14 protein-coding genes are annotated in these 17,818 nt (G+C 41.4%); 12 read left to right on the forward strand and 2 right to left on the reverse strand.

The features are described 5' to 3' along the window. The first annotated feature begins 290 nt into the window (after positions 1–290). The 9 genes from SLH46_RS02265 (at position 291) to folK (ending at position 9,569) form a co-directional block, all read left to right on the forward strand. Entirely contained in the window at positions 291–605 is a 315-nt protein-coding gene (locus SLH46_RS02265; RefSeq protein WP_320279519.1) for an isoamylase early set domain-containing protein, read from the forward strand. Between the two features lie 381 nt (positions 606–986). Next, positions 987–4,424: an isoleucine--tRNA ligase gene (gene ileS, locus SLH46_RS02270; protein ID WP_320279520.1), complete on the forward strand. Its 3,438-nt coding sequence runs from the start codon at positions 987–989 to the stop codon at positions 4,422–4,424. An 89-nt stretch (positions 4,425–4,513) separates the two neighbouring features. Then, entirely contained in the window at positions 4,514–4,888 is a 375-nt protein-coding gene (locus SLH46_RS02275; protein WP_320279521.1) for a TraR/DksA family transcriptional regulator, read from the forward strand. 85 nt (positions 4,889–4,973) lie between these two features. Continuing rightward, positions 4,974–5,630 carry a lipoprotein signal peptidase gene (locus SLH46_RS02280; protein ID WP_320279522.1) on the forward strand — a complete coding sequence of 219 codons (657 nt, stop codon included), beginning with the start codon at positions 4,974–4,976 and terminating at the stop codon, positions 5,628–5,630. Between the two features lie 115 nt (positions 5,631–5,745). Beyond that, positions 5,746–7,218, forward strand: a complete 1,473-nt coding sequence (gene cysS / locus SLH46_RS02285; RefSeq protein ID WP_320279523.1) for a cysteine--tRNA ligase — start codon at positions 5,746–5,748, stop codon at positions 7,216–7,218. Positions 7,219–7,388: 170 nt separating this feature from the next. Next, positions 7,389–8,000, forward strand: coding sequence for a riboflavin synthase (locus tag SLH46_RS02290; RefSeq protein WP_320279524.1), 612 nt, complete (start codon positions 7,389–7,391; stop codon positions 7,998–8,000). 104 nt (positions 8,001–8,104) lie between these two features. Then, complete coding sequence (locus SLH46_RS02295) at positions 8,105–8,833, forward strand: SDR family NAD(P)-dependent oxidoreductase (protein ID WP_320279525.1); 729 nt, start codon at positions 8,105–8,107, stop codon at positions 8,831–8,833. A gap of 2 nt (positions 8,834–8,835) precedes the next feature. Next, positions 8,836–9,189: a dihydroneopterin aldolase gene (locus tag SLH46_RS02300; RefSeq protein ID WP_320279526.1), complete on the forward strand. Its 354-nt coding sequence runs from the start codon at positions 8,836–8,838 to the stop codon at positions 9,187–9,189. Further along, complete coding sequence (gene folK, locus SLH46_RS02305; protein ID WP_320279527.1) at positions 9,186–9,569, forward strand: 2-amino-4-hydroxy-6-hydroxymethyldihydropteridine diphosphokinase; 384 nt, start codon at positions 9,186–9,188, stop codon at positions 9,567–9,569. Before SLH46_RS02300 ends, folK begins: the two co-directional genes overlap by 4 nt. A 43-nt stretch (positions 9,570–9,612) precedes the next feature. Here the strand turns inward: folK and SLH46_RS02310 are convergent, their stop codons facing one another. Next, on the reverse strand, positions 9,613–10,380 hold the full coding sequence (locus tag SLH46_RS02310; RefSeq protein WP_320279528.1) for an HAD family hydrolase: 768 nt from the start codon (positions 10,378–10,380) through the stop codon (positions 9,613–9,615). A gap of 396 nt (positions 10,381–10,776) precedes the next feature. On the opposite strand from SLH46_RS02310, the gene SLH46_RS02315 reads away from it, so the two are divergent. Then, positions 10,777–12,171, forward strand: a complete 1,395-nt coding sequence (locus tag SLH46_RS02315) for a tryptophanase (RefSeq protein ID WP_320279529.1) — start codon at positions 10,777–10,779, stop codon at positions 12,169–12,171. Positions 12,172–12,180: 9 nt separating this feature from the next. On the opposite strand, the gene SLH46_RS02320 is transcribed toward SLH46_RS02315, so the two are convergent. Beyond that, the gene (locus SLH46_RS02320; RefSeq protein WP_320279530.1) at positions 12,181–14,691 is read right to left on the reverse strand and encodes a LamG-like jellyroll fold domain-containing protein; all 2,511 of its coding nucleotides are present in this window, start codon (positions 14,689–14,691) and stop codon (positions 12,181–12,183) included. A gap of 246 nt (positions 14,692–14,937) precedes the next feature. On the opposite strand from SLH46_RS02320, the gene SLH46_RS02325 reads away from it, so the two are divergent. After that, positions 14,938–16,461 (forward strand): SUMF1/EgtB/PvdO family nonheme iron enzyme, encoded by a 1,524-nt coding sequence (locus tag SLH46_RS02325; protein ID WP_320279531.1) that lies wholly within the window; start codon positions 14,938–14,940, stop codon positions 16,459–16,461. An 11-nt stretch (positions 16,462–16,472) separates the two neighbouring features. Next, positions 16,473–17,813 (forward strand): Gfo/Idh/MocA family protein, encoded by a 1,341-nt coding sequence (locus SLH46_RS02330; RefSeq protein WP_320279532.1) that lies wholly within the window; start codon positions 16,473–16,475, stop codon positions 17,811–17,813. Positions 17,814–17,818: the final 5 nt, after the last annotated feature.

A 17,818-nucleotide genomic window follows, 5' to 3' on the forward strand; every position in this document is an offset into this window, starting at 1 on the left:
TAATAAGTGCATTAATTGGTGTTGAGTTCTATTTTTGATCAACGAACCATTAAACGTTCATTCCCAAACCAACAAGAACTAAAACAAATTTAGAATCGAAAACAACGCGATTCAGATACGTTTATCTGATCGGTTATTGAAAGAAGAATATGATTTGCCATCAGGCGCCGGATGGGAACTTGTATTATGTTGAACCTTCGTGCCTCAACTGTGTTGCAGATTCAAGGTTTTCACGTTCTTTCAGAATTCCTTTCAATAAATTGTTCTGTTTTGCATAAAAACTTAGAATTATGAGTATTAAAAAACAATATTTAAAAAGTAAACCCGAGTGCAAAGTTTCTTTTAAAGTGCTTAAGGCCGATGCCAAAGATGCCGAAACCATTAAAATTGTTGGCGAATTTAACGGCTGGAGTGAGGATGTAGAGCCAATGAAAAAATTGAAAAGCGGCGATTTTACACAAACACTGAACCTTGAAACCGGTAAAGCCTACCAGTTTAAATATGTTCTCGACAATTCGGTTTGGGAAAACGAAGCAGAAGCAGATGCTGTAGCTCCAAACGGCATTGCCGAAGGCGAGTTTAATTCGGTGCTCGACCTGAACTAATCAATTTCTATAAGTAAAAACATAACGGATCTGTAGCTAAGCGAGAAGCTATTTTTCGCTGAACTAAGTTTGGTGCTTTGTTACACCCGATTTCTCAAAGGGATGCAAAACAACAAACTTAACTTCACTGCAGATTAAAAATATTAAGACCCGATTGTTGTACCGGGCATCTTCGCAAAGTATTCCACCAAGCCACTCTATCAGAAAAACATAGAGTGGCTTTTCTATGTTATAACCCGACCTGGCTGTTTTAAACGGCTCCATTCTGTTAAAATCAGGGCTTTTAACTGTATTTAATATTGACAAGATGTGTCCCCCCGACCATCAAAATTTTTCTATATTTGCATGTTTTTTAAAATCAGTGGATTATAAGGTATTCTTATGAGTAATAAATTTCAGGAATATAAGCAGTTAGATTTAGCACAGATAAATAAGGATGTGCTTACGCGTTGGGAGAAAGACGATACCTTTCATAAAAGTATTTCAACCCGCGAAGGGCACGAAACATTTGTATTTTACGAAGGACCGCCATCGGCAAACGGAATGCCGGGTATTCACCACGTGATGGCGCGTGCCATTAAAGATATTTTCTGTCGTTACAAAACCATGAAAGGTTTCCGTGTACACCGAAAAGCCGGTTGGGACACGCATGGTTTGCCGGTAGAATTAAGCGTTGAAAAAGCGCTGAACATTACAAAAGACGATATAGGTAAGAAAATTACCGTTGAAGAATACAGCGACGCCTGCCGCAAAGAGGTGATGAAATACACCCGCGAGTGGGAAGAACTGACACGCAAAATGGGTTATTGGGTAAATATGGACGATCCGTATATTACCTACGAAAACCAATACATTGAATCGGTTTGGTGGTTGCTGAAACAGATCTACCAAAAAGGTTTGTTGTATAAAGGCTACACTATTCAGCCATACTCGCCGGCGGCCGGAACAGGTTTGAGCTCACACGAGCTGAACCAGCCGGGTTGTTACCGCGATGTAAAAGATACAACAGCAATTGCGCAGTTTAAAGCCACTCGAAACGAAAAATCGGAATTTCTGTTTGAAGGACTTGAAACTGATTTGTATTTCCTGGCCTGGACGACCACTCCATGGACGCTGCCATCGAACACCGCATTGTGTGTTGGACCGAACATCAACTATGTAAAAGTTCGCTCGTTTAATCCGTACACCGGCGATCCGGTTACTTTGATTCTGGCGAAAGATTTGTTCCCTGTTTATTTTAATGCAAAAAATGCCGACCTGGCTCTGGAAGATTACAAACCGGGCGATAAAAATATTCCTTACAAAGTACTGGCTGAATACACCGGCGATCAATTGAAAGGTGTTCAGTACGAACAGCTGATCGACTGGGTGAAACCTGAAGGTAAAGCTTTTGAGGTAATTACCGGCGACTTTGTAACCATTGAAGATGGTACCGGAATCGTGCATATTGCGCCAACTTTTGGTGCCGATGACGACCGCGTTGCAAAACAACACGGAATTTCGCCGCTGATCGTTATTGACACTGAAGGAAAACGTCAGGCTTTGGTCGACAAAAAGGGACGTTTTTACCCGACTATCGATCTAGATCCGGAGTTTGTTGAGAAATACGTAAACACCGAATCGTATCACGAGTTTGCCGGACGTTCGGTGAAAAACGAATACGACGATAAGCTGGATGACGATGCTCCAACAGTTGATATCGATATTTCGGTGATGCTGAAACAGCAGAACAAGGCTTTCAAAATTGAGAAACACGTTCACAGTTACCCACACTGCTGGAGAACTGATAAACCGGTATTGTATTACCCGCTTGATTCGTGGTTTATCAAATCAACTGCGGTAAAAGATAAAATGGTGGAATTGAACAACACCATTAACTGGAAACCAAAATCAACCGGAACAGGACGTTTTGGGAACTGGCTGGAGAACCTGGTTGACTGGAACCTTAGCCGTTCGCGTTTCTGGGGAACGCCGCTGCCAATCTGGAGAACAGAAGATGGCTCGGAAGAGATCTGTATTGGTTCGATGGAAGAACTGATGACAGAAATCGACAAAGCGGTTGCTGCCGGATTTATGACCGAAAATCCATTTGCTGAGTTTAAAGTTGGCGATTACGAAAAAGCCAACTACGAAAAGATTGACCTGCACAAATCGCATGTCGATAATATTTTTCTTGTTTCACCGTCGGGACAAAAAATGGAGCGCGAGTCTGACCTGATCGATGTTTGGTTCGATTCGGGTGCGATGCCTTTCGCACAGCGCCATTATCCTTTCGAATGGAAAGAGAATTTTAAAGATGTATTCCCGGCCGATTTTATTGCTGAGGGTGTTGACCAAACACGTGGATGGTTCTTTACCTTGCACGCAATTGCTACAATGATCGATGAATCAGTTGCGTTTAAAAATATTATCTCGAATGGTTTGGTACTGGACAAAAACGGCGTAAAGATGTCGAAACGTCTGGGTAATGCTGTCGATCCGTTTGAAACCATCGAAAAATACGGTTCAGATCCACTGCGCTGGTACATGATTACCAATGCGCAGCCTTGGGATAACCTGAAGTTTGATATCGAAGGTGTTGAAGAGGTAAAACGTAAGTTCTTCGGAACGCTATACAATACCTACAATTTCTTTGCATTGTACGCCAATGTTGATGGTTTTACTTATGCTGAACAAGAAATTCCTGTGGAGCAGCGCCCTGAAATTGATCGTTGGATCATTTCGTTGCTGAACTCCTTAATTAAAGAGGTTGGTGAAAGTTACGAAAGTTACGAGCCAACACGTGCAGGACGTGCCATTTCGGAGTTTGTAAGTGAAAACCTGAGTAACTGGTTTGTGCGCTTAAGCCGTAAACGTTACTGGGGTGGCGAATATTCTGCCGATAAGATTTCGGCGTATCAAACGCTATACACTTGTTTGGAGGTTGTGGCCAAATTGATGTCGCCAATCGCGCCGTTTTATGCTGATTTATTATACAACGATTTAAATAAAGCTACAGGAAAAGCTGAAGATCAGAGTGTACACTTAGTTGATTTCCCTGCTTATGCCGACGAATTGATCGATAAAGACTTGGAAGAAAAAATGGCAATTGCTCAAAAAGCTTCTTCCATGATTCTGGCATTACGTCGTAAAGAGAAATTGAAAGTGCGTCAGCCGCTTGGTAAAATTATGGTGCCGGTATTAAATCCGCATTTTAAAGAGCAGTTTGAGGCGGTTTCAAGTATCATTCTTGCAGAAGTAAACGTTAAAGAAGTAGAGTTCTTGACCGATACGGCCGGGGTGATTAAAAAGAAAATCAAACCGAATTTTAAAGCGCTCGGTCCGAAATACGGTAAAATGATGAAACAAATTGCCGGAGCTGTAAATCAGTTGGATCAGAATGCAATTTCGGCTTTCGAAAGTGCCGGTGAGTACGAGTTGAGTTTGGGAGACGAGAAGATTGTTTTGGCACTTGACGATGTTGAAATTCAAACCGAAGATATTCCGGGATGGACAGTGGCCACTGAAGGGCACATGACTATTGCATTGGATATCAATGTTTCAGAAGAGTTGAAACAAGAAGGAATTGCACGCGAGTTCATTAACAAAATTCAGAATTTGCGTAAGGACAGTGGATTTGAAGTTACCGACCGGATCACGCTCACCGTATTAAAACACGAGGAGTACAATCTGGCAGTTGAAAACTACAGAGAATACATTTGTGCGCAAACACTTGCCGACGCTCTGGAGCTAGCTGATAGCGTTGATTCCGCAAAATCGAAAGAGGTGGAAATCGATAAAGATGTGATGGCGCAAATTGAGATTGAAAAGGTGAGTTAAATATTTGTCAACAGGCGCTTAAAATGATGGACTTTTTTATTACTTTAGGGCCTTGTTGAAAAAAATGAGGAACTTAAAACCCACGAATTATGGGAGACAAAAACAGATATTCGGATGATGAGTTAATGGAATTCAAAAAAATCATTTTGGATAAGCTTGAAAAAGCCCAGGAAGATTACACCATGTATAAGAATTCGATTACTCAGAGTGATGGGAATGATATCTCTGATACATCACCTACATTTAAAGTATTGGAAGAAGGTGCTGCTACCCTTTCTAAGGAGGAAGCCGGAAAATTAGCTCAGCGCCAGTTAAAATTTATTCAGCACTTACAAGCTGCTCTTGTTCGTATCGAAAATAAAACATACGGAGTTTGTCGCGAAACCGGAAAATTAATCGCTAAAGAAAGATTACGTGCGGTTCCTCATGCAACACTTTGTATTGATGCTAAACAAGGTAAATAATAAGTAAAACAAACGAATTGGGCTTGCTCTTCGAAATACTTATCCAGAGATTTCGAAGAGCATTTCTATTATAAAGGGATAGTTTATGTCGCGCAGTGTAAAATCTTTAATCATTATATTCTCTGTCTTAATCGTCGATCAGGTTTTAAAGTTTTGGATTAAAACGAACCTGTCGATTGGTGATGAGATTGTGGTTTTTAAAGATTGGTTTATTCTTCATTTTGTTGAGAACAATGGAATGGCCTTTGGGTTTGAGTTTGCCGGCGAATACGGGAAAATGTTTTTGAGTATTTTCCGTATTGTGGCCGTAATTGCAATTGGTTGGTATATGTTTAAACTGGCCAAACAAAAAGAAGTGCCCTTTGGTTTTGTTGCCTGTATTGCACTGATTTTTGCCGGTGCCATCGGAAATATTATCGACAGTCTTTTTTACGGAATAATTTTCAATAATAGTTATGGACAAGTTGCCTCATTGTTTCCGGCTGAAGGTGGTTATTCCAGCTTCCTGCACGGAAGAGTGGTCGACATGTTTTATTTTCCATTAATTGAAGGACGTTATCCGTCATGGATCCCAAAGGTAGGAGGAAATCCGTTTATCTTTTTCCGTCCTGTTTTTAATGTTGCCGATTCTGCAATTACGGTAGGTATCTTCTCAATATTATTGTTCTATCGCAAGTATTTTAACAAGCTCGATGATAGCACAAGCCACGATGAAGCTACTGAAACAGAGCAAACAGCTTAGGCATTTTCTACATCAGGTTAAGTTCGGTTTACCTTTGTGCAGAGGGATTTAGTAACAGTCACAAAATCACTCATTTTGTTTTACCTTTGCACAATCATACGATTTCAGAAAAATTATGAGTCAACTTTATATTTACAATACGCTGAACCGAAAAAAGGAAGCGTTTAAACCGCTGGTTGAAGGTCGTGTTGGTTTGTACGTATGCGGACCAACAGTCTACAGCAACTCGCATTTGGGGCACGCCCGCCCGTTTATTACGTTCGATTTGTTGTACCGTTACCTTACTTTCCTCGGAAACAAAGTGCGTTACGTGCGCAACATTACCGATGTTGGTCACCTTGAGGATGAGGTGGAAGGTGTTGGCGAAGACCGCATTGCCAAAAAGGCACGCCTGGAGCAACTGGAGCCAATGGAAGTGGTGCAGAAATACATGAACACTTTTCATCGTAATATGGATGATCTGAATGTTACGCCTCCGAGCATCGAGCCGCGTGCTTCGGGTCACATCATCGAGCAAATTCAGGTGATCGAGGGTATTCTGAAAAACGGATACGCATACGAAGCCAATGGTTCGGTTTATTTCGATGTAGAGAAATACAATAACGATTACAAGTACGGAAAACTTTCCGGTCGTAATTTGGATGATATAAAAACCAATACCCGCAAACTCGACGGGCAGGATGAAAAGAAGAACTCTTTTGATTTTGCTCTCTGGAAAAAAGCGGCGCCGGAACATATTATGCGCTGGCCTTCGCGCTGGAGCGATGGTTTTCCGGGATGGCACCTCGAGTGTTCGGCAATGAGTACAAAATATTTGGGCGAACAGTTTGATATCCACGGTGGAGGAATGGATTTAACTTTCCCGCACCACGAATGCGAGATCGCACAAAACACAGCTTGCCGTGGACAGGAATCGGTGCGTTACTGGATGCACAATAACATGATTACCATTAACGGGCAGAAAATGGCGCGCTCGCTGGGTAACTTCATTACATTAGATGAGTTGTTTACCGGCACGCATGAAATTCTGGAGCAGTCTTATTCGCCAATGACCATCCGCTTCTTTATTTTGCAGGCGCATTATCGTAGCACCATCGATTTTTCGAATGAAGCTTTACAAGCCTCTGAAAAAGGTTTAGAGCGTTTAATGACGGCTTTAAAAACTCTGGAAGACCTGAGTGCTTCTGATTCATCGACTATTGATTTGGCATCGTTGAAAGAGAAATGTTTTGCTGCCTTAAGCGATGACTTGAACAGCCCGATTGCGATTGCACATCTTTTTGACGGTGTTAAAATGATCAATTCGATTAAAGCCGGAACTGAGACAATTTCAGCTACTGATCTGGACGACCTGAAAGCCTTCTACAATACAGTGGTTTTCGATGTGCTCGGACTAAAAGAAGAGGGTGAAGCAGGAAGCGGAAACAACGAAGTGCTGGGTGGGGCAGTGGAATTGCTCATTAACCTGAGAAAAGACGCGAAAACGAATAAGGACTGGGCAACTGCCGATAAAATTCGAGACGAATTAAGCGCCATTGGCATCGAGTTAAAAGACACCAAAGATGGTGTGGACTGGAGCGTTAAATGAACGATGAATGTAGAATGACGATTAACGAATGATGAAGGAAAGAATAAATCGTTGATCGAAATTCAAGAGTAAAAATGATTGTAGAACGATGAATCTTTTTTAACGATTGTTGAAGGTAGATCTGAAATCCTAAATCGTTAATCGAAATTCGCAAATCAAAATATTAAGCTATGTTTTCAGGAATTGTAGAAGAATACGGAACGGTTGTAGCCATTGAGAAAGATCAGGAGAATGTTCATTTTACGTTGACCTGTTCGTTTGCCGATGAGCTAAAAGTTGACCAGAGTTTATCGCACAACGGCGTTTGTTTAACTGTTGTTTGGGTGGACAAAGCCGAAAAGAAATACAAAGTTACTGCCATTAAAGAAACACTTATAAAATCGAATCTTGGCTTATTAGAAGTTGGATCGAAAGTGAATTTGGAACGCAGCATGATGATGAATGGTCGTTTAGATGGTCACATTGTTCAGGGTCATGTTGATCAGACTGCAAATTGTGTAAAAATTGAAGAGGCCGATGGAAGCTGGTATTACACTTTCGAATACGAGTTTGATGTGGACAAAGCAAAACAAGGTTATATGACCGTTGAAAAAGGATCGGTAACCGTTAACGGAGTTAGTCTTACGGTTGTAAACTCAAAAGACAATTCTTTCCAGGTGGCTATTATCCCTTTCACACAAGAAGTAACCAATTTCCATACGTTTAAAGTTGGATCGGTTATCAACCTTGAGTTTGATATCATCGGGAAATACCTGAGTAAATTGAATTCGTACAGCAAATAGAAAAATCGTATAACGTTTTTGAGAAGGTCCGTTTTGCGGGCCTTTTTTTGTGAACATAAGTCTGTACATTCTGTTCTTTTCAAAAAAATGGGTAACTTTTCAATATGAAACGAACAGCTTTAATAACCGGAGCATCAAAACGTATTGGCCGATCGTTAACAGAACACCTGGCCGAAAAGGGCTGGAATGTTGTTGTGCACTACAATTCGTCGGCTAAAGGAGCAAATGATCTGGTCGAGGAACTTTCGGTAAAACACCCTGATCAGCTGTTTCGAGTGGTTCAAGCCAATCTTGTTAAACCAAATGAAGTTTTGGGTTTGATCCCAAAGCTTGAAGCCGAAAAAATCAGGATTGATCTGCTGGTAAATAACGCTTCTGTATTTGATCTTGGCTACTTGAAAGACACGTCCGTTGAGCTTTTTGATTCGCAATTGGATGTCAACCTAAAAGCTCCCTTTTTTCTAATCCGCGACTTTGCCAATTACTTTAAAACGGGTAATATCATCAACTTTGTAGATACGCGAATAACGTCGAATGCATCTAATTTTGCAGCTTATTCCATATCGAAAAAGGCGCTTTGGGAATTAACAAAAATGGCAGCTTTGGAATTTGCTCCAGACGTTCGGATTAATGCCATTGCTCCCGGTGTTACTTTGCCTCCAGAAGATGAGGATGCGGATTACCTGGAAAAATTGGCGCAGGGAATTCCTATGAAAAAGCCGGGTGGAGTGGAACCGATTTTGAAAAGTTTGGATTATATATTAGAAAATGATCACCTGACCGGGCAATTACTGTTTGCCGACGGTGGCGAAAACCTTGGAAAAAACCGTTAAATATGGCTAAAATACGTGTTAAAAATCTATTGATCAGAACCTACATTGGCTTTAATCCCGATGAATTGGTGAATAAACAAGATGTTGTAATCAACCTTGAAATTGAAACGGATATACCTGAATCTGCCCTGGAATCTGATGAGCCCGAAGATATTTTCAACTATAAAGTAATAACCAAAAAGATCATAACCCTGGTACAGGAAGGGCGTTTCAAATTACTGGAAGTACTTACCAAACGTATTCTCGATACGATAATGGAAGACGAAAAAGTAAAATGGGCTCGCGTAGAAGTGGATAAACCACATGCCTTGCGTTTTGCCGAATCGGTGTCGATGGAAATGGAGGCCAGACGATGAACACGGTGATTATCGGCATTGGTTCAAACATTAACGCAGACGAGAATATCACTAAAATGCTTGAAATCCTGAAAACTGAGGTCATTGTACTTCAGGTTTCTTCTATGATAAAAACCAAACCCATCGGTATTGAAGATCAACCCGATTATACGAACGGAGCGGTAAAAATCAGCACAGACTTAGATGAGCCGGAACTGAAAAAGATACTCAAACAAATTGAAGACAGGATGGGACGCGATCGGACTGGACCAAAATTCGGACCACGTTGTATCGATTTGGATATTGCTGTGTGGAATGGAGAGGTAGTAGATGAAGATTATTATACGCGCGATTTTCTGCGAAATAGTGTGCAGGAGCTGGGTGGGGTAACAAAAGTGTAAGGTCAAACCATCAACTTATTCATCGATGATTTGACCAGACTTATTACTTATTGTTCTTTACAAACAGATCATTCAATCCTGAAATGCCACCAACTTCTTCAAGGTCGGTAACAACAAAATCGGCACCGCCTTCAGCCAACTCTTTCTCATTGTTTTCGCGTGCAATACCAAGTGTTAAGCCAAATTCGCCTTTTGCTCCGGCCTGAACTCCCGAAACAGCATCTTCAACAACAATCGATTTTGCCGGAGTTGATCCAAGTATATCACATGCAGTGGTAAAGATATCCGGTTCAGGTTTGCCGTGTAAGCCCAATTCTGCCGAAACAACACCGTCAACACGGGCGCCAAATATTTTCAGCATGTCAACAGCTTCCAAAACAGGTGCACAGTTTTTGCTCGATGAAGCAACACCCAGTTTTATACCGGCTTCTTTCAAATCGTTTAGCATCTGCGCAGTCGATTCGTAAACTTCAACACCATCGCGATCAATAACTTCGTTAAATGCTTCGTTTTTCCTATTTCCCAATCCACAAATAGTTTCCATACCCGGCGCATCAGATGGATCGCCAAATTCAATGCTGATATTTCGCGACTCTAAAAACGATGCCACTCCTTTGTAGCGGGGTTTACCATCAACAAAAGCCAGGTAGTCGCCCTGTGTAAACTCCTCAAATTTTCCTCCCGTTTCTTCAGCGTGTTTTTGCAGGTATTCGTCAAACATTTTCTTCCATGCCGCAGCGTGCGTAATGGCTGTTTTGGTAATTACACCATCCATGTCGAAAATAACTGCTTCAAAAGCTAAGTTTCTCATTTTCTAAACCTTTTCTAATTTGATGCAAAAGTAGACATTTCTCAGAGACGAGTATTTAAAAAAGCATAAAACTGATTTTTATCGTGTTGCAAATTCTCCAAAGCTCATTAAATTTGTACCGTAGAAAAAATCGTAAAGTCATGATTAAATTTTTAATGGCTATTTACCTCCACAACCGAAGCTTCCTGAATATCAAAAACAGGGATGCCTTTAGAATGTAGATTTCAGATTAACGATTTAGGATTTCAGATTTCTTCTGGAGTTTACTATCTAAATTTCATTTCATAAATCATTTTATTTTTCAAAGACGAACAACGATTTTGAATTGTGTGGTTAGTTTTATTAGCTCCATCGCAAATCATCATTCGTTGATCATCATTCATAATTCATACTTATATGGAATTACCATTTGCAGAATCATATAAAATTAAGATGGTTGAACCCATCTATAAAAGTACGCGCGAACAACGCGAAGAGTGGATAAAAAAGGCGAATTACAACCTTTTTAATTTAAGAAGCGAGCAGGTTTATATCGACCTGTTGACCGACAGTGGAACTGGCTCAATGAGCCAGAATCAGTGGGCTGCAATTATGACCGGCGACGAAAGTTATGCCGGATCATCGTCCTACTATCATTTAAAAGATGCGATTAAGAACATACTCGGTTTCGATTACTTTCTTCCAACACACCAGGGAAGGGCAGCAGAAAATGTATTGTTTTCGGTGTTGGTAAAAGAAAGCGATATTGTTCCCGGAAACAGTCATTTCGATACCACAAAAGGTCATATTGAATACCGAAAAGCAACCGCTGTAGATTGTACGATCGACGAGGCTTTTGATACTGAATCCTTGCATCCGTTTAAAGGAAATATTGATTTGGAAAAGCTGGAGGCCGTTTATTCAACACATCCGGCAGAGCAGATTCCGATGATTATTGTAACGCTAACCTGTAACACCTCGGGTGGTCAGCCGGTATCGATGCAGAACCTGCGCGATGTACATGCTTTGTCGAAAAAATACGGAATTAAAGTAGTGTTCGACTCGGCACGTTTTGCCGAAAATGCCTGGTTTATTCAGAATCGCGAAGACGAATATCGAAACAGTACCATCAAAGAAATTGTTGCCGAGATGTTCTCGTATGCCGATGCTATGACAATGAGTAGTAAAAAGGACGGTATTGTAAATATCGGCGGTTTTATTGCCATGAAAGATGAAGAGCTGCTAAAACAGGCTTCGGTTTTTAATATCATGTTCGAAGGTTTTAATACTTACGGCGGAATGGCCGGTCGCGATATGAATGCATTGGCTGTTGGTTTGGATGAAGTAACAACCGGTTATTACCTTGAAAACCGTATTCAGCAGGTTTCGTATTTGGGAAACAAACTTATTGAATGGGGAATTCCGGTGCAGAAACCAATTGGTGGACACGCCGTTTTTGTTGATGCGAAGAAATTCTTGGGACAGGTTCCAAAAGAGGAATACGTTGCACAAACACTGGCTATTGAATTGTACCTTGAAGCAGGAGTTCGTGGTGTAGAAGTGGGAACTTTGCTAGCCGATCGTGATCCGCTTACGCGCGAAAACCGCTATCCGAAACTTGAAATGTTGCGTTTGGCAATTCCGCGCCGTACTTACACGAATAACCACATGGATGTGGTGGCTGTGGCATTAAAAAATATCTTTGATCGAAGAGAAAGCATCGATCACGGTTACCGTATTAAAAAGGAAGCACCAATTATGCGTCACTTTTCGGTTGAACTGGAACAGGCAGATAAAGTAAATAGAAAATAAGCCGGGCCATTAAAGCTGGTCGGCATAATGATGGGTGAACTCTTTAAATTTCATGGAGAAGGGTTCGCCCATTGTTTTTTGATACCTGGCACAAAATGATTCGAAATTGAATTTTGCTAAATGCGAGTTATTCGCTTTTTGTAAGGCCCAGATTTGCAGGTAAAGTGCTTCTTCACTTAAGTCGTCATAATCTAAAATTCGCTGCGATACCTTTTCAACTTCTTTGGGCTTATTCTCTTTTTTGTAATCAGATGCCAGTTTTAACAGGTTGTCGATCACCTGGTTGCCGGTGAATCCTCTAATGTCGTCAAGCCACGACCAGTCCACACCTTTTAATAAACGACCCTTTTTAACCAGATGAAAAAACAACTGTAATTGTTGACGCGTCATACCCTGCGGAATTTTACAGAGTTTAAATGCTTCTACATAATCGCAAAAGAAATTTTCCGACACGCTTAATTGCAAATATCCATTTTGCGAGGTAATTTCAACTTTATCGAAGTGTGCCAGAATCTTGCGTAATTTATTGAGTGTAACTGCCCGGTTATTGGCCACTTTTTTATCGTCAAGGCCGTACCACAACGTTTCGTTAACATCGGGTATAGGCGCCCCAATCCCATTTTTCAGATTTTGAACCAGCGTATAAATAAACAACTCGCGCACCTTTGGAGTAAAAAGATCGGTAACGTCTTCGTTGTTGTTATTAATTGCCCTGAATTCGCCAAAAAGTTGAATCTGATTTTTAGTAGGTGTTTCAGGTTGATTGACTAAAATTGAATGTTTTCGTGCATTCATTTTTCGTAGCAGGACAAAGATGAATATCAGAAAAACAAAGGCAACGGAAGCCAGAATTGCAACTATCGTTGTGGTAGAAAGTAAGGCAGACGGTTTTTCCGTAGATTCGTAAATGATTTCTTCATCGAGCGCCAGCCGGCTTATTTCTTCGTTACCCAGCGGACGGTTCCAAATGTACAGGTTGTCGATATAACCTCTGAGACTGGCTCCACCGGAAAGGGCACTGCCAATAAAAATATCGTTGGTACCTGAATAAGGGGGATGACCATCGGAGCCTCCAACATACTGGCCGTTCACAAAAATAGCTTGTTGGCCGGTTTCCAAAATATAACGCCACGTAAGGTGGTACCAGTGGTTACTTTCCAGCAGTTCATCCGACATAAAATCGTTGGCCCAAAGTCCAAAGTAAGGATGTCCCGATCGTAAAACCAGATGCAGTCCTCTGCGATAACCTTGTTCGTCGTTGCCCAGAATTGCATTGTCGCCAAACTCCAGAATATCAATAAACTTTACAAAACAGCTAATTGTAAAACTACTGTTAGGTAGGTCGTACAATTCGGGATGGCCAAGATTTACATTGGCATTTTCGGGTAAACGTAGCACGCTGCCACGGTCAATATCCTGACTAAACGTATAGCCGTTTCCGTCAAAATTACGTTCAGGATTCACCATGTCGGCCAATTCATTCTCGAAATGAAAACTGGCCATCAAACCCCGGTTAAGATCGAGTGGAGTTGCAATTATTGAATATTGTTCGGGTTTTACCATCTCCGCGGTGATTGTAAGTTGCGAAGGTGTGAGGCGAAAACCCGGAACAAATGGCGTTAATATCATTTCTTCGCCACCACGAATCGGAAAGCTGAATTTTCCACCTGTAATTAGTGTTTCTGCATTTTTCCAGAATACACGTTCAAGGTTTTTTCCAACGGTTCTTACCTGTCCTTTTACGGCCTCAAAAGAATTTAATTGCTCAATGATAAAGCCAAAATTGTAGATGCTTTTTTCAACAAAAAGAAAATTGGGTTTCTTGCCGTATTTTGTCCAGCTTTCAAGCAGGAAATTTATGTATTCAGGATACAGGTTTCGGTTTACCTGCGATGTGGAAACACCGGTTGGTAAACGGTCGAAATTTCGGATTATAAAAAGTTCTTTGTTGATGTTTGACTCCCGCTTGAGAATAGCAGAGTTCGGTGTGATTTGGCTGGCACCTATTTCTAGTGAATAATTAGAGGATCGATGCAAAATCCGGCTTTCGTTTTGTAATTCGCCTTCCACAAAAAATATAACTCTTCGGTTGGCTTGCACCAGGTATTCAATGGATGGCCATCGTTCTCCCTGCGGTAAGTAAAATATCTGATCGGAAAGATTGCTCGCGTTAATTACCGAATCGAGAATATGTACATTCCCCGAGTAGTTTATAAAAACGGGGATGATCTTGGATTCTTCCTCTTGAAGCAGCAACTCAATTTTTTCCAGAATATCAGAAAATGAGACACTGCTATTTTGTAAGCGTATTTCTTTCTGGTCAGAACTTACAGTTAATTCAATTCCTGTCCAGTTGTTGGCTTTTATAAAGTCGAAAAGTCGGTTGTTTTTATATTCGGCGGGTGTTAATTGGCCAATCAAAAAAGAGTTGTCGGCAAAATCGTTAGCCTTGCCTGATAAACAAAACGTAACTCCGGCAAAAAGCAATAAGAATAGCCTTAGTCTAATCTTAAGGAGCATCTTATATGTTCTTCTACCTTGAATGATAATGTTCTTAATTTGATATTATTTTCATCCCAAATATATTAAAATATACGTAAATCGATATTTTTTTCATTAAAAATATTGGTTTGCAAAATGCTTTTTAATCAATTAGTTACAAAATAAATTAAGATGAAATTAAGACGTCGTTAAGACACATTTAGCACAAATATTAAGAAGCAGCTAATTGCGCGCGCGTATAATTGCGGCTCAAATTAACGATGAATGACTGATAAGACGATTAAGCGTAAACACTACATGCTGTTTATTGCGGGAGGACTGAGTGTAATACTCTTTTTGCTGTTATTTAATAAAACGGTGGACTATACTTCAACAAACGAATTTTGTAATTCATGTCATGTTCACCCACATGCCGAGACAACCTGGAAACTTTCAGCCCACCATAATACTCCAAGCGGAGTTTCAATAAATTGTGTTGATTGTCATTTACCGCCGGAAGATCAAACTGCACGGTTTTTAACCCGGAAGGCTTATCATGGATTTCATGATTTATACGCTTATTTGACTTTGGATCCCGAAGAGATCGATTGGGCAGCCAAAAGATCTACTGAAGCATCAAAACATTTTGTTTATGAAGATGGATGTTTAAAATGTCATACCAATATGTTTCCGTCAACGCTGAACGAACAGGGTTGTCAGCAGCATATCAAATATATCCGCGATCCTGAGAATAATTCGTGTATGCAGTGTCATCACGATATTGGTCATTACCGTGGCGAAACCAATCTGTTGGTTGGCTTGGAAGAAACCGTTGATCCGACAGAAATTTATACCGAACCAGCCGACGTTAAAGCTTTTGAAACTTTTGAAGAGCAGATTCCGGGAACTGCGGTATCGTTTAAAATGATTGCCATCCCCGGAGGACAGTTTAAAATGGGAAGCCCGGTTGAAGAACCTTACCGCGAAAGGGATGAAGGTCCGGTTCGCGATGTAGAAGTTGGTAATTTCTGGATGGCGGAAATTGAAGTTTCCTGGAATGAATACCTGGCCTTTTTTACTGCAACTGGTTCGCAGGGAAGGAAAGAGGCTGTTGAGATTGATGAAGAAACCGATGGCGTTTCGGGTGCAACACCACCTTGGGGAGCGCCTGATCAGGGCTGGGGAAAAGGAACACGTCCTGCAATCACAATGAGCCATCATGCTGCTGAAACTTATTGTAGATGGTTGACCCAGGAGACTGGAAGAACATACCGTCTGCCAACCGAGGCTGAATGGGAATACGCTGCACGCGGAGGAACTCAAATGCCTTATTTCTTTGAGGGTTCGCCAAAAGATTTTGAAGCCGATGGTTTTATCAAAAGATTATTGGGTAGCAATACAGAGGTTATTAATCAGTATGTGGTATCTCACTTAAATAGCCCGAATAAAACACAGCAGCCCGATGCAGTTGAGGCCAATCCTTTTGGTTTGAAGAACATGCTTGGAAATGTGGCGGAATTTTGTCTCGATTATTACGATCCGCAGGTATATGGAAAATACCCGAAAGGAGTGGTGAAAAACCCAAGGGGACCTCGTAGCGGAATGGAACACGTGGTTCGTGGAGGTTCGTTCCGCAACTCGCCAAAAGACTTGCGTGTGGCAGCCCGTGATTTCACCAGAACCGACGCCTGGTTGGTAACCGATCCTCAAATTCCAAAAAGTATTTGGTGGTATTCTGATACTAAAAGTGTTGGTTTCAGGGTGGTTTGCGAGTACAATGAAGAAATGTTTACATCAGAAAAAAAATAAAACAAAATACAATGAGTAAAGATCAACTATCACGCAGGAATTTTCTGGAAAAATCCGCATTAATTGGAGCTGCCGGAGTAATTGGTTTAAATGCACTGAGTTCTTGCAAAAACACGACAAAAGAAGTTGATTACGAATTTCCCCCACTGCTGGATCATGCGCCAGACGGGAAAGATTTGAAAGTAGGATTGGTAGGTTGCGGAAACAGGGGAACCGGCGCTGCTTTGAATTTTTTGGCAGCAGGACACGGTTTGCATCTGGTGGCGCTTGCCGATGTGTTCGAAGATAAGGTTTGGGATTGCCGCGATAAATTGTTAAAACAACGTGTTGAAGTGCCGGAAGCCAACTGTTTCTGGGGTTTTGATGCTTATAAAAGTTTGTTGGATGTGGATTTAGATGTAGTGATTTTGGCTACACCTCCGCATTTCCGCCCAATGCATTTTGATGCTGCAGTGCAGGCAAAAAAACATGTATTTCTTGAAAAACCTGTTTGTGTTGATCCGGTTGGAGCGCGCCAGATTATGGCTACTTCTAAAAAAGCTGAGAGCATGGGCTTGTCAGTTATCACCGGAACACAGCGTCGCCACAGCCGCGATTACCTGGAAACTTATCGTCAGGTGGCTTCAGGAGCGATCGGCGATTTGGTATCGGCAAAAGCATATTGGTTACAATCGCATGTTTGGTTTCGCACCCGCGAAGAAGGTTGGAGCGATATGGAATACATGCTACGTAACTGGAATAGCTTCTGTTGGTTGGGTGGCGATCATATTTTGGATACGCACGTTCACAACATCGATATTGTAAACTGGTTTATGGGAAAAACTCCAGAATCAGCCATCGGTTTTGGTGGACGTCATCGCAGACTTACCGGAGATCAGTATGATTTCTTTAGCATCGATTTCGACTTTGGAAATGGTATTTCGTCGCACAGTTTTTCGCGTCAGATCGACGGTTGTGCAAACCAGCTTGGCGAGGTGATTATGGGAACTGAAGGTTACACCAACTGTAAAAATACAGTCTTCAATCACGATGGTTCGGTAAAATGGACTTACGAATATCCGAAAAACAAAGATGGCCGTTCTACAGGAGTTGTAGCGGTTTCGCCATACGTGCAGGAGCACATTCACCTGGTAACGTCTATTCGCACGAACAAGCCTGTTGTTGAGGCCCACCGTACTGCTGAGTCTACACTTACGGCAGTTATGGGACGAACAGCAGCTTACACCGGACAAAAAGTGACCTGGGAAGAAATGATGACTTCGAACGAAAAACTTGGACCAGGTAAATACGAAATGGGGCCTGTTGATATGGAATTCCCGGTACCGCTGCAAGGAACACAACATAAAGCATAATTAGC

The sequence above is a fragment of the Draconibacterium sp. IB214405 genome (genome assembly GCF_033963885.1).
GTDB lineage: Bacteria > Bacteroidota > Bacteroidia > Bacteroidales > Prolixibacteraceae > Draconibacterium.